The 20,267-nt window shown below is 39.9% G+C and carries 19 protein-coding genes and 1 other RNA gene; 5 read left to right on the top strand and 15 right to left on the bottom strand.

All coding sequences use genetic code 11. The features are described 5' to 3' along the window. The first annotated feature begins 31 nt into the window (after positions 1–31). The 3 genes from trpCF (at position 32) to mnmC (ending at position 3,680) form a co-directional block, all read left to right on the top strand. Positions 32–1,453: a bifunctional indole-3-glycerol-phosphate synthase TrpC/phosphoribosylanthranilate isomerase TrpF gene (gene trpCF, locus A6B41_RS06585; RefSeq protein WP_027074433.1), complete on the top strand. Its 1,422-nt coding sequence runs from the start codon at positions 32–34 to the stop codon at positions 1,451–1,453. 21 nt (positions 1,454–1,474) lie between these two features. Then, the gene (locus A6B41_RS11260; protein WP_257792915.1) at positions 1,475–1,609 is read left to right on the top strand and encodes a hypothetical protein; all 135 of its coding nucleotides are present in this window, start codon (positions 1,475–1,477) and stop codon (positions 1,607–1,609) included. A 67-nt stretch (positions 1,610–1,676) separates the two neighbouring features. Further along, positions 1,677–3,680, top strand: coding sequence for a bifunctional tRNA (5-methylaminomethyl-2-thiouridine)(34)-methyltransferase MnmC2/FAD-dependent 5-carboxymethylaminomethyl-2-thiouridine(34) oxidoreductase MnmC1 (mnmC, locus tag A6B41_RS06580; RefSeq protein WP_027074434.1), 2,004 nt, complete (start codon positions 1,677–1,679; stop codon positions 3,678–3,680). Between the two features lie 30 nt (positions 3,681–3,710). Here mnmC and lpxA read toward each other — a convergent pair whose 3' ends face one another. The 13 genes from lpxA to ftsB form a co-directional block, all read right to left on the bottom strand. Then, positions 3,711–4,505, bottom strand: a complete 795-nt coding sequence (gene lpxA / locus A6B41_RS06575) for an acyl-ACP--UDP-N-acetylglucosamine O-acyltransferase (RefSeq protein WP_027074435.1) — start codon at positions 4,503–4,505, stop codon at positions 3,711–3,713. Positions 4,506–4,535: 30 nt separating this feature from the next. After that, a complete protein-coding gene (gene fabZ / locus A6B41_RS06570; RefSeq protein ID WP_374936524.1) occupies positions 4,536–5,003 on the bottom strand; it encodes a 3-hydroxyacyl-ACP dehydratase FabZ in 468 nt (155 codons plus the stop codon). A gap of 22 nt (positions 5,004–5,025) precedes the next feature. Beyond that, positions 5,026–6,051: a UDP-3-O-(3-hydroxymyristoyl)glucosamine N-acyltransferase gene (gene lpxD, locus A6B41_RS06565; protein WP_027074437.1), complete on the bottom strand. Its 1,026-nt coding sequence runs from the start codon at positions 6,049–6,051 to the stop codon at positions 5,026–5,028. Further along, the gene (locus tag A6B41_RS06560; protein ID WP_027074438.1) at positions 6,051–6,848 is read right to left on the bottom strand and encodes an OmpH/Skp family outer membrane protein; all 798 of its coding nucleotides are present in this window, start codon (positions 6,846–6,848) and stop codon (positions 6,051–6,053) included. Before A6B41_RS06560 ends, lpxD begins: the two co-directional genes overlap by 1 nt. 76 nt (positions 6,849–6,924) lie before the next feature. Further along, positions 6,925–9,300, bottom strand: coding sequence for an outer membrane protein assembly factor BamA (gene bamA, locus A6B41_RS06555; RefSeq protein WP_027074439.1), 2,376 nt, complete (start codon positions 9,298–9,300; stop codon positions 6,925–6,927). 69 nt (positions 9,301–9,369) lie between these two features. Beyond that, positions 9,370–10,683: an RIP metalloprotease RseP gene (gene rseP, locus A6B41_RS06550; RefSeq protein WP_027074440.1), complete on the bottom strand. Its 1,314-nt coding sequence runs from the start codon at positions 10,681–10,683 to the stop codon at positions 9,370–9,372. Positions 10,684–10,686: 3 nt separating this feature from the next. Then, positions 10,687–11,556 carry a phosphatidate cytidylyltransferase gene (locus tag A6B41_RS06545; RefSeq protein ID WP_027074441.1) on the bottom strand — a complete coding sequence of 290 codons (870 nt, stop codon included), beginning with the start codon at positions 11,554–11,556 and terminating at the stop codon, positions 10,687–10,689. Between the two features lie 26 nt (positions 11,557–11,582). Continuing rightward, positions 11,583–12,296 (bottom strand): isoprenyl transferase, encoded by a 714-nt coding sequence (locus tag A6B41_RS06540; protein ID WP_027074442.1) that lies wholly within the window; start codon positions 12,294–12,296, stop codon positions 11,583–11,585. A gap of 163 nt (positions 12,297–12,459) precedes the next feature. Next, positions 12,460–13,167, bottom strand: coding sequence for a hydroxyacylglutathione hydrolase (gloB, locus tag A6B41_RS06535; RefSeq protein ID WP_027074443.1), 708 nt, complete (start codon positions 13,165–13,167; stop codon positions 12,460–12,462). Between the two features lie 41 nt (positions 13,168–13,208). Then, positions 13,209–13,306, bottom strand: an RNA gene (gene ffs, locus A6B41_RS06530) — signal recognition particle sRNA small type. A 143-nt stretch (positions 13,307–13,449) separates the two neighbouring features. Then, positions 13,450–13,926: a 2-C-methyl-D-erythritol 2,4-cyclodiphosphate synthase gene (gene ispF / locus A6B41_RS06525; protein ID WP_027074444.1), complete on the bottom strand. Its 477-nt coding sequence runs from the start codon at positions 13,924–13,926 to the stop codon at positions 13,450–13,452. Position 13,927: 1 nt separating this feature from the next. Next, complete coding sequence (gene ispD, locus A6B41_RS06520; protein ID WP_027074445.1) at positions 13,928–14,608, bottom strand: 2-C-methyl-D-erythritol 4-phosphate cytidylyltransferase; 681 nt, start codon at positions 14,606–14,608, stop codon at positions 13,928–13,930. Between the two features lie 8 nt (positions 14,609–14,616). Further along, complete coding sequence (ftsB, locus tag A6B41_RS06515) at positions 14,617–14,898, bottom strand: cell division protein FtsB (protein WP_027074446.1); 282 nt, start codon at positions 14,896–14,898, stop codon at positions 14,617–14,619. Between the two features lie 340 nt (positions 14,899–15,238). Between ftsB and pckA the strand changes: the two genes are divergently transcribed. Both pckA and bioB read left to right on the top strand, forming a co-directional pair. Then, the gene (gene pckA / locus A6B41_RS06510) at positions 15,239–16,846 is read left to right on the top strand and encodes a phosphoenolpyruvate carboxykinase (ATP) (RefSeq protein WP_027074447.1); all 1,608 of its coding nucleotides are present in this window, start codon (positions 15,239–15,241) and stop codon (positions 16,844–16,846) included. A gap of 99 nt (positions 16,847–16,945) precedes the next feature. Beyond that, a complete protein-coding gene (bioB, locus tag A6B41_RS06505; RefSeq protein WP_027074448.1) occupies positions 16,946–17,953 on the top strand; it encodes a biotin synthase BioB in 1,008 nt (335 codons plus the stop codon). 118 nt (positions 17,954–18,071) lie between these two features. Here bioB and cmoB read toward each other — a convergent pair whose 3' ends face one another. Both cmoB and A6B41_RS06495 read right to left on the bottom strand, forming a co-directional pair. Then, positions 18,072–19,034: a tRNA 5-methoxyuridine(34)/uridine 5-oxyacetic acid(34) synthase CmoB gene (gene cmoB / locus A6B41_RS06500; protein ID WP_027074449.1), complete on the bottom strand. Its 963-nt coding sequence runs from the start codon at positions 19,032–19,034 to the stop codon at positions 18,072–18,074. Between the two features lie 121 nt (positions 19,035–19,155). After that, a complete protein-coding gene (locus tag A6B41_RS06495; protein WP_027074450.1) occupies positions 19,156–20,187 on the bottom strand; it encodes a methionine synthase in 1,032 nt (343 codons plus the stop codon). Between the last annotated feature and the right edge of the window lie 80 nt (positions 20,188–20,267).

Genomic DNA, 20,267 nt, shown 5'->3' with positions numbered 1-20,267 from the left:
CACTCAATCTTATTTCTCTCTAGGAATTTATATGCAAAACATAAAAGATAGCCAACCGACTATTCTACAAAAAATCGTACAAGATAAAGCCATTTGGGTCGCACAAAAACAGCGAGATTTTCCGTTAACTGAATTTCAACAAAAAATTACACAAAGCGATCGAGATTTTTATGCCGCATTAGCGAAAGGAACTCACCAAGTACCGGCCTATATTTTAGAATGCAAAAAAGCCTCACCATCGAAAGGTTTAATCCGTTCGGATTTCAATTTAGATCCCATCGCACAGATTTATTCAAAATATGCCGCTGCAATTTCAGTGCTGACTGATGAGCAATATTTCCAAGGGGATTTCCGCTATATCGACCAAGTCAAACGCCAGACTACGCAGCCGATTTTGTGTAAAGATTTTATGATTTCATCCTATCAAGTCTATCTTGCTCGTTTTTATAATGCGGATGCGATTTTATTAATGCTTTCGGTGGTAGATGATGAAACTTACCGTGAACTGGCAGACCTGGCACATTCTCTCGATATGGGCGTATTGACTGAAACCAGTACCGAGTCGGAATTTGAGCGGGCGTTGGCATTGGGGGCGAAAGTGATTGGCGTGAATAACCGTGATTTGCACACGCTCACCATTGATATGAACCGCATTATTCGTTTGGTGGAAAAATATCAAAGCCAAATTCCGTCCGATGTTTGTTTGATTTCCGAATCGGGTATTAGCGATCACTATCAAGTGAAGAAAATCAAACCTTACGCCCACGCCTTTTTGATCGGCAGTAGCTTAATGAGCAATACGGATTTAGAGAATGCGGTGCGTGCAGTGATTTTCGGGGAAAATAAAGTGTGCGGTTTAACTCGTGTGCAAGATATTCAGGCTGCTTATGCACAAGGGGCGTTATATGGTGGTTTAATTTTTGCCGAAGGCTCACCACGCCAGCTTTCGTTACGTCAAGCACAGGAATTAGTGGTGAATGCACCGCTGCGTTATGTGGGCGTTTTCCAAGATCAAGCGGTCGAATTTGTTGAAAAAATTGCAAAACAGTTAGGTTTATTTGCAGTTCAATTACACGGTTCGGAAGATGAGTCTTACATTGCTTCGCTTTCTGAAAAATTAGGCGAAGGTATTCAAATCTGGAAAGCACTATCGATAGATATTGAGGCTGAAACTTTTGCTTTTAATGATAATGCTAAAGTAAGCCGTTATGTGTTAGACAGTAAAAATGGCTCGCAACAAGGCGGTACAGGCAAAACTTTTGATTGGTCGCTTATCCCTCAACAACTCAAGCAAAAAGCGTTATTAGCGGGTGGAATTAAGCTAGAGAATATTGAAACAGCACTAGCACAAGGCTGCTTAGGACTGGATTTAAATTCCGGTGTAGAAAGTGCCAAAGGTGTAAAAGATTTGACAAAATTGACCGCTTGTTTTGAGAAAATTATTCGAGCCTAGTTTTTCAAATTGAATTACTTTATGCTAGAATTGTGTTGGCATAAACCATTTACTAACAATAAACGAGGATTAAGTATGGGAACTTTTGGTTATTCAATGATGACAGTTGTAGGCGCTCTCGGTATGATCGTATTCATTGCCTATAATATTTTCTAATATTTATGTTATTGATTTAAAGCACGGAAAATCTTCAGGTTTTCCGTGTTTTGTTTTGGGGGATATGATGACTAAATTAACTTTTGCTTCACTTGCTTTTAATGGGACTGATACACCGATTTCCGAGCAGTTTGATGATATTTATTTTTCTACCCAAGATGGATTGGCAGAGAGTCAATATGTATTCCAACAAGGAAATCAACTTTGGGAAAAGTGGCAAACCCATCCAAGAGAAGCCTTTGTTATTGCTGAAACCGGTTTTGGCACCGGCTTGAATTTTTTGGCGGTGGCAGAGAAATTCCAACAATTTAGAACTGAGTTTCCGCACAGTATCCTGCAACGCCTTTATTTTATTTCTTTTGAAAAATACCCTTTAAAAGCGGTGCAATTGCAACATCTTCATCAAAATTACCCACAATTTGCAAAAAATTCACAAATTTTGACCGCTTGCTGGCAGCCTCGTCAAGTTGGGTGTCAGCGTTATCATTTTGAACATATCTATCTGGATATTTGGTTTGGCGATATGGCGGATAATTTACCGCAATTAGGTGATCTTTATAACAATAGTATTGATGCTTGGTTTTTAGACGGCTTCTCACCGGATAAAAACCCTGAAATGTGGAGCGAAAATTTGTATCAGCAGATGTTTCGTTTAAGTTGTAACGGCGGCAGCTTTGCCACTTTTACTGCCGCAAGTGCGGTGCGGAAAGGCTTGCAAGCAGCTGGATTTCATGTTTATAAGCGAAAAGGATTTGGTAAAAAACGGGAAATGCTTTGGGGCGAAAAACCGCTGGAAAGTGTAAGCGTTCCGCCCAAATATCCTTATTTTTATGGAAAAAATGAGTGCGAGCAAAATGATATTGCCATTGTTGGTGGTGGGGTGGCGAGCTTTTTTGTGGCATTGTCTTTATTGGAAAAAGGCAAAAAGGTAACGCTTTATTGTCAAGATGAAGCTTTGGCAATGAATGCTTCGGGAAATTTACAAGGGGCGATTTATCCACAGTTAAGCGATGATGATGAACGCAATGTGCGTTTTTATATCCACAGTTTTGATTATGCTTTGCAACGATTAGCTCAATTAGAAAATTTGATTGAGTTTGAGCATGATCTTACTGGTGTGGTGCTGTATGCCTATAATGAGAAAACCGCGAAAAAATTAGAAAAAATGGCTGAGCAGACAGCAGATGACACACTGTTAAAATTGTGTACTGCAGAAGAACTGAGCGAAAAATTAGGTTTAACGGTACCAAACGGTGGGGCATTTATTCCTCAAGGCGGCTGGTTATCGCCGGTGCAATTTGTGCGTGCCGGTTTTGCTTTATTAGCAAGAAGAGGCTTGAAGATTGTATTAAACCACAAGGTGGAAAATTTAACCTTTGATGAAGGTAAATGGCATTGGACTACCCATAGCGAAAATTTCTGCCATCAAACGCTGGTCTTGGCAAATGGGCATACCTTAAATGAATTTAATCAAGCAAACGGTATTCCGCTCTATCCGGTACGAGGGCAGGTAAGCCATATTCCAACCAATAGCCGGTTGCAAAAATTAAAATGTGTTATTTGCTATGACGGTTATCTAACGCCTATGTCGAAAGCAGGGAGCCATTGCATTGGAGCAAGCCACTTGCGTGATAATTCAGAAACTCATTTTAGTATGGTGGAGCATCAGGAAAATATTGCAAAACTTCAGCAAAATTTGACCGCTTGTGAATGGACACAAGGCATTGATTTATCTCAACATTCAGCTAAAGTTGGTATCCGGGCATCATTGAGGGACCGTGTGCCGATGGTCGGTGTTGTACATCATTTTGAGCAGCAAAAATTACAATATGCTAATTTGTATAATCAATTAAGACGAAAACAAGCAGTCGAAAATGCGGAAATTTTTGCAAATTTATATATGGTCAATGGGTTGGCTTCTCGTGGGTTAACAACAGCACCATTATTAGGCGAATTGCTGGCAAGTCTAATTGCTAACGAGCCTGTGCCAATAAGTGAAGAGATTTGGCATAATTTAAGCCCGAATCGTACTTGGCTAAGAAAATTACTGAAAGGATCAAACGTTGATTAAAAAGAACCCCGAGATAATCGGGGTTTCGTTTTAGCGGATAATACCACGTGTTGAGCGTTTGAAAAATTGCAAGAAAATCGCAACTGCCGGCTCGGTAGCAGCAAGTTGCTCGATTTCTGTCAAGCACTCTTCTAATGTTTTACCGCTAGAATAAATCAGTTTGTAGGCTTTACGAATAGCATGGAGCGTTGGTTTATCAAACCCTCTGCGTTTTAAGCCTTCAAGGTTAATACCAAATGGGCGGGCATGGTTGCCCTGTGCCATTACATAGGGTGGTACATCTTGACTAACCATTGAGCCACCGCCAAGCATAACGTGTGAACCTACCACTACGAATTGGTGGATAGCAGACATTCCACCGACAATGACGAAATCATCTAGCGTTACATGACCGGCAAGGGTACCGTTATTGGCAATAATACAACGATTACCGATAGAGCAGTCGTGAGCAATGTGGGTATTGATCATAAATAAGTTATCATCCCCGATTTTAGTCACTCCACCACCTTGAACGGTACCACGGTGGATGGTTACGCTCTCGCGGATACGATTACGATTTCCGATCACCACTTTGGTCGGCTCACCTTGGTATTTTAAATCTTGATTAATTTCACCAATGCTGGCGAATTGGAAAATATGGTTATCTTCACCAATTTCAGTTACACCGTTGATCACTACATGTGAGTGAATTTTCGTTTTTGCTCCAATTTTGACATCTTTGCCAATCACAGAAAATGGACCGATCTCAACTTGAGCACCAATTTGGGCACCATCTTCAACAATAGCAAATGGGCTGATTTTAGCAGTTGAATCAATTAGACGCATAGCTTGCTTGCTCCCTTAGGCTGAAATAAATTATTTACGACGAGCACACATTAAGTCTGCTTCGCAAACTAATTTGCCATCAACAAATGCTTTACCGGTAAATTTAGTAATGCCACGTACTTCTTTTAAAAACTCAACTTCAAGTTCTAGTCTGTCTCCCGGTACAACCGGACGTTTAAAGCGGGCATTATCAATAGCAGCAAAATAATAAAGCTCATCTTCACTTAATTTTCCGTAAGTTGCAACGGCTAATACTCCTGTCGCTTGTGCCATTGCCTCAAGAATTAATACACCCGGGAAAATCGGTGCATGTGGGAAGTGACCCGTAAAGCAAGGCTCATTAAAACTCACGTTTTTGATTGCTTTTAGCCATTTCCCCGGTTCGTAGTCTGTTACACGATCTACTAATAGGAATGGATAACGGTGAGGTAACATATCCATAATTTCAGTTACTTCAATAATTCTTGCTTCACGATTTTCGGTTGTAATTTCTGTCACTTTAAAGACCTCTAAGTAAAAACTAATCGTTAAAACGTTTTTCTAACGATTTTAAGCGTTTGTTCATTTCATCAATATTCATTACTAAAGCAGCTGTTTTTCGCCATTCTTTATTGGTTTGTAATGGAATACCTGATGAGTAAATTCCTTTTTCTGTAATTGGACGCATCACCATTCCCATGCCGGTAATAATGGCTCCATCACAGATCTCCATATGTCCGTTGATAACACTTGCACCACCAATTTGGCAGAAACGACCAACTTTTAAACTTCCTGCCATAATTACACCACCGGCAACAGCTGTACCAAAGCCGATGTGAACATTGTGTGCAATTTGGCAAAGATTATCAATAATTACATTATCTTCGATTACAGTTGGATCTAATGCCCCGCGGTCAATACAGGTACAAGAGCCGATTTCCACCCGATTACCGATAATCACACCACCTGTTTGTGGTATTTTAATCCATTGTCCTTTATCGTTAGCGTAACCAAAACCATCGCTACCGATAACTGCAGAAGATTGAATTAAACAGTCTGAACCGATTTGTACGTTGTGGTAGATAGAAACATTTGCCCAAAGTTGGGTTCTTGCTCCAATTTTACTGTTTTTACCAACAAAGCAGCCTGCACCAATGATAACATCATCGCCTAATTCCACCCCACTTTCAATGACAGCATTAGCAGCGATAGAGACATTATTACCTAATTTTGCCTCCGGAGAAATAACAGCATTCGGATGAATTCCGTTTGCAGCTTTAGGAGTAGAATCCATATATTGTGCTAGTTTAGCATAAGCTACATAAGGATTATCTACAATAATCAGATTTTGATCTTCACGGCAAAATTCAACATCAGCCGGGCTTACAATAATGGCTGCTGCATTACAAGCGGTCAAATTTTCCCGATATTTTACATTTGAAATAAAGGTAATTTGCGAGCTGCCAGCTTTATCTAAAGCAGCAATACTTTGAATAGCCAAATCGGCGTTACCCTTAAGAGTACCGCCGATATGCTCCGCCAAATCAATTAAACGGAAATTTGCCATTATTTTTTCACTTCTTCTGGTTTAGATTCTTCCGCCTTTGCTTCAGCCGGTTTTTCTGTTGCAGGTTGTGCTTCAGGTGCCGGTTTCTCGATTTTAATTTCAGGGTGTTTTTTAACGATCGCGTCAAGCACCGCTTCGGTGATGTCTTTGCTTTCATCTTCAGCGTATAACGCTACTTGTGGTTGAAGCACTAAAGTGTAACCTTTAGATTTTGCAATTTCTTTGATAGTTGCATTAACTTCATCTACTGCTTGTTTTTGCGCATCTTGTGGATTTACGCCACCATTTTCTTTGTTAGCTTGCTCAATTTTCTTTTGGAATTCATCAGCACGCTTTTGGAATGCTTCCGCTTTTTTAGCGAAATCGGCTTCACGTTTTTGGATAGCAGAGACTTTATTTTGGAACGCATCTGCTTCTTTTTGGATAGCAGTTTGACGAGCTTGAATCTCTTTTGAGCGTAAACGTGGGGCTTCTTTTTCCAATGCCGCTACTTTTTTCTTGATAGAGGCTTCTACTGTTTTTTGTTCATTTTGTAGCTTTTGTGCATCCGCATTGATTTTGTCTCGTTCTGCGGTTAAGGTTTTATTTTCTTCTGCTAATTTTTTATCTTCTTCAGCAAATTTTACTTGGCTTTCTTTCATGAATTTATCAAATTTTGCAGAGGCATCTAATAATACCGGGTGGTTTTGTAATACATATGCAGGGTCAACAAAGCCGATTGTATCAGCTGCAGTTGCCATACCTGTTGCAGTGCTTAAAGCGGCAGTTAACGTTGCAATTTTAAATAGTTTCTTCATGTTTTTTCCTTAATTTACCTTTAATAGAAGCGGTTAAATTTTGGCAAAATTTTACAATTTAACCGCTATGATTAATTTAGAATGAGCTACCAATGTTAAATTGGAATTGCTCAATTTCATCACCTTCATATTTACGAATTGGTTTCGCGTAAGAGAAAGAAAGCGGACCAATTGGAGACATCCATTGGAATGCTATACCTGCAGAGGCTCTAACACGTTTGAAATCACCGTAGTTAGGAAGCATTGGATATTCATCTTTTTTCCATTTGGTATTCCAAGCACTTGCTGCATCAACAAATAGAGATGTTCTGACGTGATGTTGATATTTTTCACTCACAAATGGAGTTGGAGTGATTAATTCTAAGCTTGCTGTCGCTAAAGCATTACCACCGATGACATCGCCATTTCTATTACTGAATGAACCATCTTTATAATAAATAGCTTGAGGTCCAATCGCACCGTAAGCAAATCCTCTTAATGTGCCGATACCGCCTGCTGAGTAAAGCTGATAGAATGGCACTTCTTTACCGCCGAACCCGTTAGTGTAGGCAATACCGGCCTTACTTGAAATTACCCATTTATGCTCGCGGTTTAACGGGAAGTAATTTCTGAAATCAGCACTGACTCGGTAATACTTATTGTCAGAACCCGGAATCGTAATTTTACCATTAATACTTGCAGTTGAGCCTTCTGTTGGGAAATAACCTCTATTTAAGTTGTTATAGTTCCAGCCTAATGAAAAATCAAAATCATCTGCTTTGATTTTTTTGTAATAGTTAGTATTAGGATCAATCTCGAAATTCATTGATTTTACATATTTTTCTCGAGTGTATTCACGTGACGCATTTTTAATTTTGTCATGTGTATAACCTAAACCTAAATAATAGGAGTTGTTTTCATTCACAGGGAAACCAAGTGTACCATTAATACCATAGGTTTGACGTTTATATGAAGCAACATTTTCATTTTTAGAATTATCGTAATCTTCATAGAAGATGTTACCGCCTAAACTTACACCATCTTTTGTGAAGTAAGGCTCGGTATAGCCTAGGTTGACACTTGTACCGTAGTCATTTCGAGTACCGTTTAAGCTAATAGTAGACCCCATACCTAAGAAATTTTCTTGTTTGATTCCTGCTTGGTAGCTGATACCACTTTCGGTGCCGTAACCAATACCAAAGTTAATGCTACCTGTGTTACGTTCTTTGATTTTATAAACAACATCTACTTGGTCTGTTGTATTTTCTACATTTGGCATTGACATTTCAACGCTTTCATAGAAGCCGGTTCTCTCTAGACGAGCTTTACCTAAAGAGACTTTATTGGTAGAAAGCCACGCACCTTCTTGCTGACGCATTTCACGGCGTAGAGTAGAGTCTGCGGTTACATCGTTACCTTCAAAGCGAATTTTACGTACATAGATGCGACGGCCGGCATCAACCACGAAGCTAATTTTAACGCTGTTTTCGGCATCATTAAACTGCGGATAAATATCCACTTTTGCAGAGCCATAGCCGGCGTCACCTAAAATTTGCTTAATTTCTTCTTCAATATGAGTTAAGTCGGACTTACGGAATAATTGCCCCGGTTTAAAATCTTTGAGCAATTTATTCATTTCGGAATCCATATTGGCAGTATTACCAACGATACGCATTTCGCTGACATGATATGGTGAGCCTTCATTTAATTTATAGGTTAAATAGACTTCGGTTTTATTATCATTGAATTGTACATCAGTATCTTGGAGAGCAAATTTTGCATAACCACGATTTAAATAGAAATCTCTTAATGTTTCTAAATCTTTTTGGTGAGCAGTTTGTTCAAATTTGCTACTTTCAAAAATATTCCACCATGACACATCCGGTTGGATAGATAAATGATCTAATAGCTCATTTTCAGAGAAAGCTTGATTACCTTCAAACTTGATTGTCTTCGCTTTCGCAACCTCACCTTCATCAATCACTAATTTTACATTAACGCCACCCTCATTATTGTTGGTGACAACGGTGTCTATTTTTGCTTCATAACGTCCGGCAGAACGGTAATAGTCAAGTAAACTTTGTTTGAAAGCCTCTAATTTAGCTGCATCAAAAATTTCACCTTGATTGATAAGATTTGCTTTTAAGTTTTGTTCTAAAGCATCTTTAGGAACTGCTTTATTACCTTCAATGTCCAGTTTGCCAATAATCGGTTTTTCTGCCACTTTAATAACAAGTGTATTACCTTCGCGGCTTGCACGTACATCGGCAAAACGTTGTTGGTTGAATAAATGACGAACGACATTAGATACATCGGTATCTGTTGCAGTTTGACCGACTCTTACCGGAATGGAAGATATGATAGCTGCACCGGTTGTCGGCTGTACACCTTCAACACGAATATCTTTTACAACAAAAGGTGCAGCAACTACACCGTTTGCAATTAAAAGCGAAGAAAGTAATAATTTTTTCATTGAAATTATCCTATGGAGTTTGCAAGGTTGTTTGCGAAATTGTTTACAATCTGCATCGCAGATTGCTTATTAAAAATGAATCAGATCATTTACAAAGGCAAATAACATTAAACTGATTACAAGTGCAATACCGATTTGTTGAAATCTGAATTGTACTTTTTCAGATAATGCTTTGCCTCGAACAGCTTCAATTGCCAATAAAACCAGTTGTCCACCATCTAAAGGTAATATAGGGAATAAGTTCATTACCCCTAGATTAACACTGATTAAAGCCATAAAACTTAAGTAGTAAATCCAACCGATTTCGGCTGTCGCACCTGCTCCTTTTGCCATTGAAATCGGACCACCTAAATTTTTAATCGATAAATCACCGGTAATTAAATTGCCGATAAACTGAAGTATGGTTTGGATTAAAGACCATACTTTTTCAATACTTTTATAAAATGCACTAAGAATATCATATTTTAATTCGGTACGATATTTATCTGCAAGCGCTTCGTATGTTGGCACAATACCGATAATATACCGTTCATCTCGTTTTTCAGGCTGAAGCATTAGAGTTTTGATTTCTCCTTTTTGTTCAACTTGAAGTTCAAGTAAATTTCCTGTTTGTACCAGTTCAACTAATGTTTGCCAATTAAAAGGTTGTTGGTTCACAAGAAGAATATGATCGCCACTTTGCAACCCTGCTTTGCTGGCCGGGGATGCTTCAACAACTTGTTTAATCTCGGCACTAACTTTAGCACTTTTCGGTCGAATACCAAGAGTTGTTAGTGGATTTTCTTTTGCACCATCTACATTCCAATTGGAGAGGTCTAGCTGGAAAGAGCGTGTTTCATTGCTGTCAATTAAACTTCCTTCCAAAACGACATTTTTATTACCTACATTCCCTACTAATGCTAATCCGGCACTTTCCCAATCTTGAATATTTTGATTGCCGATTTTAGTAATTTCTAATTCGGGAATCAGTTTTGCTTCTGCTGCGATACTATTTGGTAAAATTTCCCCAATCACAGGTTTAATGGTTGGAATACCGGAAACGAATACCGCCCAATAGGCAAGTATTGCAAAAATAAAATTAGCAGCAGGTCCCGCAAAAATAATAAATGTACGCTGCAAAACCGATTTATTTGCTAAAGATTGTTCTGCTGGGGCGACGATATCTTCTTCCCCATTCCACATCTGTACATAGCCACCTAGAGGAATCAAGGAAAAAGCAAATTCAGTACCATGTTTATCTCGTTTTTTAAATAAAACCTTGCCAAAACCAATTGAAAAACGAATAACTTTCACACCACATCGGCGTGCAGCCCAGAAGTGTCCATATTCATGAACAAAAACCAGAACACAGATTAGAATAAAAAATGCAATCGTTGAAGTCATAGCTTAAAGTACAAAAAAGAAAAGAGTTGCAAAAAAAGGAATAGCTGCAGTTAAACTATCAATACGATCTAAGATGCCGCCATGTCCTGGTATTAAGTTACTGCTGTCTTTAATGCCTGCTTGACGTTTAAACATACTTTCAGCAAGATCGCCCAATACGGAAATTGCGACTGTTGCTACTGAAACTAAAATAAATGGCCCGGTTGATAATTCACGACCAAAAACGTTATTTGGGGTAAGTTGTAAGAAAACAAAGGCAATAATGCCGGATGTAAATAATCCTCCTATAACGCCTTCCCAAGACTTACCCGGAGAAACTTTCGGTGCTAATTTACGTTTACCAAATGCACGACCGAAGAAATAGGCGCCGGAATCCGCTCCCCACACTAATAAGCAAACATAGAGGAATAAATAAGTACCTTGGTATGGATTAAACGAATAGTTGTAAAAGCGTAATGCTAAAACACCAATTAAAAAAGGGATCAATGTTGCGAAACCAAATAGGAATTTGGCAACGACTGATTTTGCCCAAATATTGGCAGATTTCGGATAGCTAACTACAAGAAGCAAGGCGATAAACCACCAAATACAGCCCAAAAAGAGTAATGGGGTAGTTTCATCAGTTAAGAAACGGGCTGCACGAATGTAGTCTGTATTAGCGAAAATAAGAAAGAGTAACAGACAGATGCTTACCATAGCGACTATTGCTCGAGGAACGGGGCGTTTAATGCCTGCAAATTGTGCCCATTCCCACATTGCAGCAACAATAATAGCAGCTAATACTAATGTAAGTGGAAGAGGCGAAAGCCAAAAAATAGCAGCCAAAACGGCAAAAATCATTAAAATTGCTGAAAGTACACGTTCTTTTAACATCTTAATTTTATTTCCTTTTATTTGAACTAACAGCTACCAAAACGGCGTTCACGTTGTTGGTAAGACAAAATCGCTTGACTAAAGGTTTCATCATCAAAATCGGGCCATAATACAGGTGTAAAAAATAGCTCAGCATAAGCAATCTGCCATAATAAAAAATTGCTGATTCGCTGCTCGCCACTGGTACGAATTAATAAATCCACTTCAGGCTGATTTCCTGTAGATAATTGCTGTTGAAATAATTCCGGGGTAATTTGTTCAATAGTTAATTGATTTTTCTTCACTTGAGCAGCAACTTTTTGAGCCGCTTGAACAATATCCCTATAACCGCCATAGTTTGCAGCAATATTTAAAATTAATCCCGTATTGTTTTCGGTTAATTTTTCTGATTCCGCAATACGTTTTTGTAAGTTTTCACTAAAGGCAGATTTATCGCCAATAATATTTAAGCGAATATTGTTTTTATGTAATTTTTTTACCTCAGAATCCAAAGCTCGCATAAAAAGCGACATTAAGGCTGAGACTTCAGTTTCCGGTCTGCTCCAGTTTTCACTACTGAAAGCATAAAGTGTAAGCACTTTAATTTGATGTTTAGCTGCAAAACTTACCGCAGAACGAACCGCTTTCACACCGTTTTGATGACCAAAAATGCGTAATTTCCCTTTCTGCTTAGCCCAGCGACCATTGCCATCCATAATAATTGCGACGTGTCGGGGCATATTTTGAGGATCAAAGTTCACAGAATTTACTCGCTAAATAGATAAATAAAATAGGCATAACTATACCACAGGATGAGTCATAGTGGAATTGGCAAGCAATATTTGAAAAGGTTTTATCTCTCGATAGGCCTTAAGACGTTAAACAACAAATCGTTTTAAGGCTTATTTAAGTAAAAATAACAGGTTAAAAATTATCCTTTTGTTGGCGAAGTGCAATAAATTCAGCTAAATCGACCGCTTGCATAAAGGGGTTTACCTTCATTTCTTGCCCGATTGTGGTAGGCAAGGTCGGTTTATCTTGGGAGCGAAGAGTCTCAACATAATCCTGATATTCGCTTAATGCACAGCTTTGCGGCAGAACGACTGTTGCAAATTTCAAGTTGCTTTGGGTATATTCGTGAGCAGGATAGACTTTTACCGAATCAGGCAAGGCTTTAAAACGTTGTAGGGCTTCAAATTGAGCTTGATAATCGCCGGTGAATACCCGACCGCAGCCACCGGAAAAAAGTGAATCGCCACAAAACAGATAATCATAACCGAACAAATAGCTGATATGCCCAGCAGTATGACCGGCACTTTCCATCACTGTCACTTCATAGCTAAACAGCTTGAGGCTCTCGTTTGGGGCAACAATATTATTGGCAAATTCCGCTACTTCTGCCGGCCCGTAAACAGGCAGGTTAGGGTAATGTTGCAGGATCTCCGGCACGCCATCGGTGTGATCGTGATGGTTATGGGTCAGCAAACAAGCGGTCAAATTTAACGAATTTTTTGCAATAAAATCTAATACCGGTTTAGCTTCCGAAGGATCGACAATAATCAAATCTTGGTGTTGGATAATCGCCCAAATGTAATTATCAGACAGGGCAGGAATAGGAATAATCCGAAGCATAACATTCTCCTTATAAAAGAGAGTTCAGATAAAAGGGTGGGGCGTTACCAGCCACCCTCGGCACACGGAAATTTCAACCCAGACTGCTTTCTTCCGAACCTGATCAAGTAAGCTGAACACCATTGCGAGGAACCAATAACGCCCCATAGAATTACGCCTTAAGGCGTAAGGGTTTTTATTATAGATAAATTTTAAAATAAGACAAGACTGAATTTTACAAGCGGTCATTTTCTGGCGAAATTTTGCAAGATTTTGCTTAAAAATAACCGCTTGTAAGATAAATTAAACTTTGACTAACAATGCAACCGCTTCACAAGCAATGCCTTCTCCTCTGCCGGTAAAGCCTAATTTTTCGGTAGTAGTAGCTTTCACATTCACTTGAGCGATATCGCATTTCAAATCTTCAGCGATGGTTTGACGCATTTTATCAATATGCGGACGCATTTTCGGGGCTTGTGCGATAATAGTGACATCCACATTGCCCACTTTATAACCTTGTTCTTGTACTTGGCGATAGGCTTCAATCAATAAATCACGACTGTCGGCATTTTTATATTGCATATCGGTATCGGGGAAGAGCTTGCCAATGTCGCCTAACGCTACTGCACCTAATAGGGCATCGGTGAGAGCGTGTAGAGCGACATCACCATCGCTGTGGGCGATAAAGCCGGTGTGGTAAGGCACTTCAACGCCGGCAATCATCAATGGGCGGTTTTCGCCAAAGGCATGAACATCAAAACCGTGTCCGATACGAATCATATTATTTCTCCAAATGATGTGTTAAATAAAATTCCGCTAAGGCTAAATCTTCCGGGCGGGTAATTTTCAAATTATCGCTTCTGCCGGCAACTAATTCCGGTTGATAGCCGCTGAGTTCCATCGCTGAGGCTTCATCGGTCACACTTTGTTTTTTCGCAAAAGCAGAGGCTAGAGCCTCTCTTAAAATTTTTGCCGGGAAAAATTGTGGAGTTAACGCATGCCATAAGGTTGAACGGTCTTCTGTATGCAGAATGTGCGAACCCTCGGCACGTTTCATCGTATCCACCGCAGGGGTAGCAAGAATGCCTCCCTGTTTATTTTCGATTTGCAAAATTTTGTCTAAATCTGACCGCTTGAGACAAGGGCGGGCGGCATCATGCACTAATGCCCAAGCGCTGTCTTCAATGTGTTGTAGCGCGTTAAAGACAGAATCTGCACGAGTTGCACCACCAAAAACAATTTGTACTTTTGTCGAGTTCAGCAGATCAATATGGGCATAGAAAGGATCATCTTTTGCAACTGCGACAATCACTTTTTCAATTAAAGGATGTTCAAGAAAAAGGGAAACCGTATGTTCTAAAATCGTTTTCCCTTGTAGTTTTAGATATTGTTTCGGTTTTTCAGCCATCATTCGGCTACCAACACCTGAAGCCGGAATGACCGCAATAATCTTTCGAGTCATGGGGTTCCTTACTGCTTAGTTTTTGGCACAATACGGTAAAATACTTCGTTTTCTTTTACCATTTCACGTTCAAGTCTGGCTCGTTCTTCCAAGGCATCTACGCCGTTTTTTAAATCGTAAATTTCAGCTTCAATCAGTTTATTACGAGCAGTTAATTTCGCATTCTCTTCTTTTAGTAATGTGACTTCATGTTGAACATCTTGATAGTCACTCCAGCCGTTTTTACCGAACCAGAATGTATATTGGGAGAGCCCGAGCAGTAATGCAAAAAAAATAATCAATAAACGCATCTATTTTCTCTTGTGTGAAGTTATCTCAATGGTAAGCGGTCTGATTTTACCCTGAATTTGCAAAAAATCCTAACAAAACGTATTGTGTGTTGAGGCTGGAGTTTTAATGTGTAATCGCAATGATCTGTGATTTTATAAGCAAAATTTTACTGCCTATAATGAAATTTTTGGTTTAGCAAGTCAAAATAACTTTTAAATTTTGATGTAAGACAAATAAGCATAGATATTTTACAAATTTTTGTAATGAATTTTCAAAAATTTGAAGTATGTAACATTTTTTTTTTTAAATTTTCGTATAATGAACCCAATTTGATTTTATAACTATTATGAGGTAACCACTATGTTAAATCGTATTGAACAAGAACTTGCAGTTTTAGGTATTACAAATGTAAAAGAAATCGTTCGTAACCCTAGCTATGAGCAACTGTTTGAAGAGGAGATGAAACCCGATCTTCAAGGTTATGAAAAAGGTGTATTAACAAATTTAGGTGCGGTAGCAGTAGATACAGGTATATTTACAGGTCGTTCTCCTAAAGATAAATATATTGTGTTAGATGAAACTACAAAAGATACAATTTGGTGGACATCAGAAGCTGCTAAAAATGATAATAAGCCGATGAACCAATCTACATGGCAGAGCTTAAAAGGTTTAGTAACCGATGAACTTTCAAATAAACGTTTATTCATTATTGATGCGTTTTGTGGTGCAAGTCCGGAACATCGTATCAATGTACGCATTATTACTCAAGTTGCTTGGCAAGCGCATTTTGTGAAGAATATGTTTATTCGCCCGACAGAAGAAGAATTAAAAGATTTCAAACCTGATTTCGTGGTAATGAATGGCTCTAAAGTAACTAACCCAAATTGGAAAGAGCAAGGACTAAATTCTGAAAACTTTGTAGCATTTAACGTAACTGAAGGTGTTCAAATCATTGGTGGTACTTGGTACGGTGGTGAAATGAAAAAAGGTATGTTCTCAATGATGAACTACTTCTTACCACTTAAAGGTGTTGCTTCAATGCACTGTTCAGCAAATGTAGGTGAAGAAGGCGATGTAGCCGTGTTCTTTGGTTTATCAGGAACAGGTAAAACAACCTTATCAACTGATCCAAAACGTAAACTAATTGGTGATGATGAACATGGCTGGGATGAAAATGGCGTATTTAACTATGAAGGTGGTTGTTATGCGAAAACCATTAATCTCTCTATCGAAAATGAACCGGATATTTATCGAGCTATCCGCCGGGATGCACTATTAGAAAATGTGGTCGTGCGTGAAGATGGTACTATTGATTTTGATGATAAATCGAAAACAGAAAATACGCGTGTAAGTTACCCTATTTACCATATTGATAATATTGCAGTTCCATCGAAAGCCGGCCATGCTAAGAAAGTAATTTTCTTGACTGCGGACGCATTTGGGGTACTACCTCCGGTATCGAAATTAACGCCGGAGCAAACTAAATATTACTTCTTATCCGGTTTTACTGCGAAATTAGCGGGTACAGAACGTGGAATTACCGAGCCAACTCCAACATTCTCAGCTTGTTTCGGTGCAGCGTTTTTATCTCTACACCCAACGCAATATGCAGAAGTATTAGTCAAACGTATGGAAGCGGCTGGGGCAGAAGCATACTTAGTGAATACAGGTTGGAATGGCACAGGCAAACGTATTTCAATTAAAGATACTCGTGGTATTATTGATGCAATTTTAGACGGTTCAATCGATAAAGCGAAAATGGGTAAATTACCAATCTTTGATTTAGCGATTCCAACTGAATTACCGGGTGTGGATACAGCGATCTTAGATCCGCGTAATACCTACGCAGACCAATCACAATGGCAAGCAAAAGCGGAAGACTTAGCGGGCAGATTTGTGAAAAACTTTGAAAAATATGCGACAAACGATGAAGGCAAAGCATTAATTTCAGCTGGTCCGAAGTTATAAATCGGTAATTGTAAGTTATAATATATCTAAATCAATTTAGGACTAAACCTTGAATTAGGTTTAGTCCTTTGTCTATAGGTATAAAGGAGAAGAGAAGCAGTGACTACCTTTCAACTAAAGCTCAAGGCAAAAGATGAATTAACGCCGCATCCTACGGCACAATATTGGAGGAAATGCCAAGTAGAAGAACTATTTGATATGCCGTTTATGGATTTGGTATTTAAAGCGGCACAAATTCATCGTGAAAATTTTGATTCTAACGCGATTCAGCTTTCTACGTTACTTTCAATTAAAACCGGAGGCTGTGCGGAAGACTGTGAATATTGTCCACAATCGGCCCGTTATGATACCGGCTTAGAAAAGCAGACCATGCTTGATATTGAAACTATAGTTAACAAAGCTAAAATTGCCAAAGAAAGAGGGGCGAGCCGCTTTTGTATGGGGGCTGCATGGCGAGGGCCAAAGCCAAAGGATATTAAAGTGGTGTCTGAAATTATCAATGCGGTGAAATCGTTGGGTTTAGAAACTTGTGGCACTTTTGGTATGTTAGAAGAAGGCATGGCAGAAGAATTAAAAGATGCTGGCTTAGATTACTACAATCACAATTTAGATACGGATCCGGAACGTTACAATAAAATTATCCACACTCGTAATCATGATGATAGAATGGACACCCTCGGTAAAGTGCGTAATGCAGGGCTTAAGGTATGCTGTGGTGGTATTGTAGGCATGAATGAAACCCGTCCTGAACGTGCAGGCTTGATTGCAAGTCTTGCCAATCTTGACCCGCAACCTGAAAGTGTGCCAATTAACCAACTTATTAAAGTAGAAGGTACACCACTGGCGAATGCAGAAGATTTGGATTGGACGGAATTTGTTCGTACTATTGCTGTTGCCAGAATTACCATGCCTCGCAGTTTTGTTCGCCTTTCTGCCGGCAGAACAGCTATGCCGGAAGCAATGCAAGCACTTTGTTTTATGGCTGGGGCAAACTCAATTTTCTACGGAGATAAACTTCTCACCACTGAAAACCCGGAAGAAGATCACGATAGGCACTTAATGGATAAACTGAATTTATATCCATTGAAATATGAGTGCGATGCTTAATTGCAAGCGGTTAAAAAAGCTAATTTTTTTGCAAACAAAAAGCCTTAGCTCAAAACTAAGGCTTATTTGATATAGGGAAGGATGAAAAATTTTTCGTCCTATTATTTGTTTGCTTGTTTTAAACATTGGCCAGAATCACAGCCCGCTTCGGGGCAGGGTAGCCTTCAATGGTTTTGCTCTGATCGTTTGGATCTAAAAAATCCACCAAACTCTCATTTTCCAACCAATCGGTTTTACGCTGTTCTTCAAGGGTAGTTACTGCTTCATCTACACAACGCACATTTTTAAAACCAACTTTTTCCAACCAATTAATAAGAGCCGGCACAGACGGAATAAAATAGACGTTTTTCATTTTTGCGTAGCGATCAGCCGGTACGAGAACATCATTCACACCACCATCAATCACTAAGGTTTCCAATACTAATTCTCCACCTTTCACAAGCTGAGCTTTGAGCTGAGAGAGGTGATCAAGTGGCGATTTGCGATGATACAGCACGCCCATAGAAAAGACGGTATCAAAGGCCGCAAGCGGTTGCATTTGCTCAATGCCTAAAGGAATTAAATTTGCTCTGCGGTCGTTGCCCAGCATTTTTCTCACAGCTTCAAATTGACAGAGAAAAAGCTCGGTAGGGTCGATACCCACCACCATTTTTGCCCCTTCGCCGACCATTCGCCACATATGATAACCACTGCCACAGCCGACATCTAAAATCGTTCTACCTGCTAATGGAGATAAGTGCGGCAGTACGCGATCCCATTTGAAATCAGAACGCCATTCAGTGTCGATATGAATACCGTGCAGATGATAAGGCCCTTTACGCCAAGGCATCAGTTGTTTGAGATGATGCACAATTTGTTTGGTTTCCCCGGCGGATAAGGGATCGTTTGGAATGGATTCCACCTTATCTTTTAGGTTGATACAAGCGGTCGAATTTGGTAAAAAATCTGCAATTTTTGCCCATTTGGCATAATCTGCGTGGGTAGTTTTCTCCCATTGTTTTAACTGCAAAGGAAGTGTTTCCAACCAAGCCGAGAGGTTAGTGGTGGCAATTTGTTGATAAAAAAGACGGAAGTCGATCATAGCGTAAAATAAAATGTCAAAATAAAAGCGTTAAGCCTGAACCAAAGCACAACGGTTTTCCTTTATTAGGCTTAGCCTAAAAGCAAGGAAAACCGTATTACGAAAACGCTATTATAACAGATTAACCGGCAAGTTCAGCTCTAATAATTGCAGCTCCTTGGCTGAGCGCTTGTAATTTGCCACGAGCGACTTGGCGTGAAAGCGGTGCCATTCCGCAGTTGGTACAAGGGTAGAGTTTGTCTGCATCAACAAATTGCAACGCTTTGCGTAGGGTTTCTGCCACTTGTTCCGGCGTTTCGATGATGTTGGTTGCCACATCAATCGCACCGAGCATTACTTTTTTGCCACGCACTAACTCGATTAAATCCATTGGCACACGAGAGTTTTGGCACTCAAGCGAGATAATGTCGATTTTCGATTGTTGCAGTTTCGGGAAGCTCTCTTCGTATTGACGCCATTCGTTGCCGAGGGTTTGCTTCCAGTCGGTGTTCGCTTTGATGCCGTAGCCGTAGCAGATATGCACAGCGGTTTCGCATTTTAAGCCTTCTGCGGCACGTTCTAAGGCTGCCACGCCCCAGTCGTTCAGCTCGTCAAAGAAGACGTTAAACGCCGGTTCATCAAATTGAATGATGTCCACGCCAGCCGCTTCCAGCTCTTTGGCTTCTTCGTTGAGGATTTTGGCAAATTCCCACGCCAGTTTTTCACGGCTTTTGTAGTGGGCATCGTAGAGGGTGTCGATCATCGTCATTGGCCCCGGTAACGCCCATTTGATCGGCTTGTCGGTGTGAGCACGCAGGAATTTTGCATCTTCGACAAATACCGATTTCGGGCGAGAAACCGCACCGACTACCGTTGGCACGCTCGCATCGTAACGGTTACGGATACGCACAGTTTCACGTTTATTGAAATCCACGCCGTCTAAATGTTCGATGAAGGTGGTCACGAAATGCTGACGGGTCTGCTCGCCGTCGCTGACAATATCAATCCCTGTGGCAACTTGCTCGGCAAGGGAAACTAACAGGGCATCACGTTTGGCTTGGAGAAGTTCATCGCCTTGGAATTTCCATTCAGACCAGAGTTTTTCAGGCTCAGCAAGCCAAGCGGGTTTTGGCAGGCTACCAGCGGTGGAAGTTGGGAGAAGGATTTTGCTCATTTTTGTTTTCCTGTAAAAAAGTCGGGTGGGCGTAAGCCCACCATTGGTTATATTTCATTTGTGTGGTGGGCTTACGCCCA

The organism is Mannheimia granulomatis (assembly GCF_013377255.1).
Lineage (GTDB): Bacteria > Pseudomonadota > Gammaproteobacteria > Enterobacterales > Pasteurellaceae > Mannheimia > Mannheimia granulomatis.
Note: the sequence above shows the minus strand (reverse complement) of the source record. Positions and strands in the feature narration are given on the sequence as shown.

Excerpts from the sequence above, each read along its gene's own strand:
- trpCF (WP_027074433.1), top strand. The coding sequence starts at position 32 with ATGCAAAACATAAAAGATAGCCAACCGACTATTCTACAAAAAATCGTA.
- A6B41_RS11260 (WP_257792915.1), top strand. The coding sequence starts at position 1,475 with ATGCTAGAATTGTGTTGGCATAAACCATTTACTAACAATAAACGAGGA.
- mnmC (WP_027074434.1), top strand. The coding sequence starts at position 1,677 with ATGACTAAATTAACTTTTGCTTCACTTGCTTTTAATGGGACTGATACA.
- lpxA (WP_027074435.1), bottom strand. The coding sequence starts at position 4,505 with ATGCGTCTAATTGATTCAACTGCTAAAATCAGCCCATTTGCTATTGTT.
- lpxD (WP_027074437.1), bottom strand. The coding sequence starts at position 6,051 with ATGGCAAATTTCCGTTTAATTGATTTGGCGGAGCATATCGGCGGTACT.
- A6B41_RS06560 (WP_027074438.1), bottom strand. The coding sequence starts at position 6,848 with ATGAAGAAACTATTTAAAATTGCAACGTTAACTGCCGCTTTAAGCACT.
- bamA (WP_027074439.1), bottom strand. The coding sequence starts at position 9,300 with ATGAAAAAATTATTACTTTCTTCGCTTTTAATTGCAAACGGTGTAGTT.
- rseP (WP_027074440.1), bottom strand. The coding sequence starts at position 10,683 with ATGACTTCAACGATTGCATTTTTTATTCTAATCTGTGTTCTGGTTTTT.
- A6B41_RS06545 (WP_027074441.1), bottom strand. The coding sequence starts at position 11,556 with ATGTTAAAAGAACGTGTACTTTCAGCAATTTTAATGATTTTTGCCGTT.
- gloB (WP_027074443.1), bottom strand. The coding sequence starts at position 13,167 with ATGCTTCGGATTATTCCTATTCCTGCCCTGTCTGATAATTACATTTGG.
- ispF (WP_027074444.1), bottom strand. The coding sequence starts at position 13,926 with ATGATTCGTATCGGACACGGTTTTGATGTTCATGCCTTTGGCGAAAAC.
- ispD (WP_027074445.1), bottom strand. The coding sequence starts at position 14,608 with ATGACTCGAAAGATTATTGCGGTCATTCCGGCTTCAGGTGTTGGTAGC.
- ftsB (WP_027074446.1), bottom strand. The coding sequence starts at position 14,898 with ATGCGTTTATTGATTATTTTTTTTGCATTACTGCTCGGGCTCTCCCAA.
- pckA (WP_027074447.1), top strand. The coding sequence starts at position 15,239 with ATGTTAAATCGTATTGAACAAGAACTTGCAGTTTTAGGTATTACAAAT.
- cmoB (WP_027074449.1), bottom strand. The coding sequence starts at position 19,034 with ATGATCGACTTCCGTCTTTTTTATCAACAAATTGCCACCACTAACCTC.
- A6B41_RS06495 (WP_027074450.1), bottom strand. The coding sequence starts at position 20,187 with ATGAGCAAAATCCTTCTCCCAACTTCCACCGCTGGTAGCCTGCCAAAA.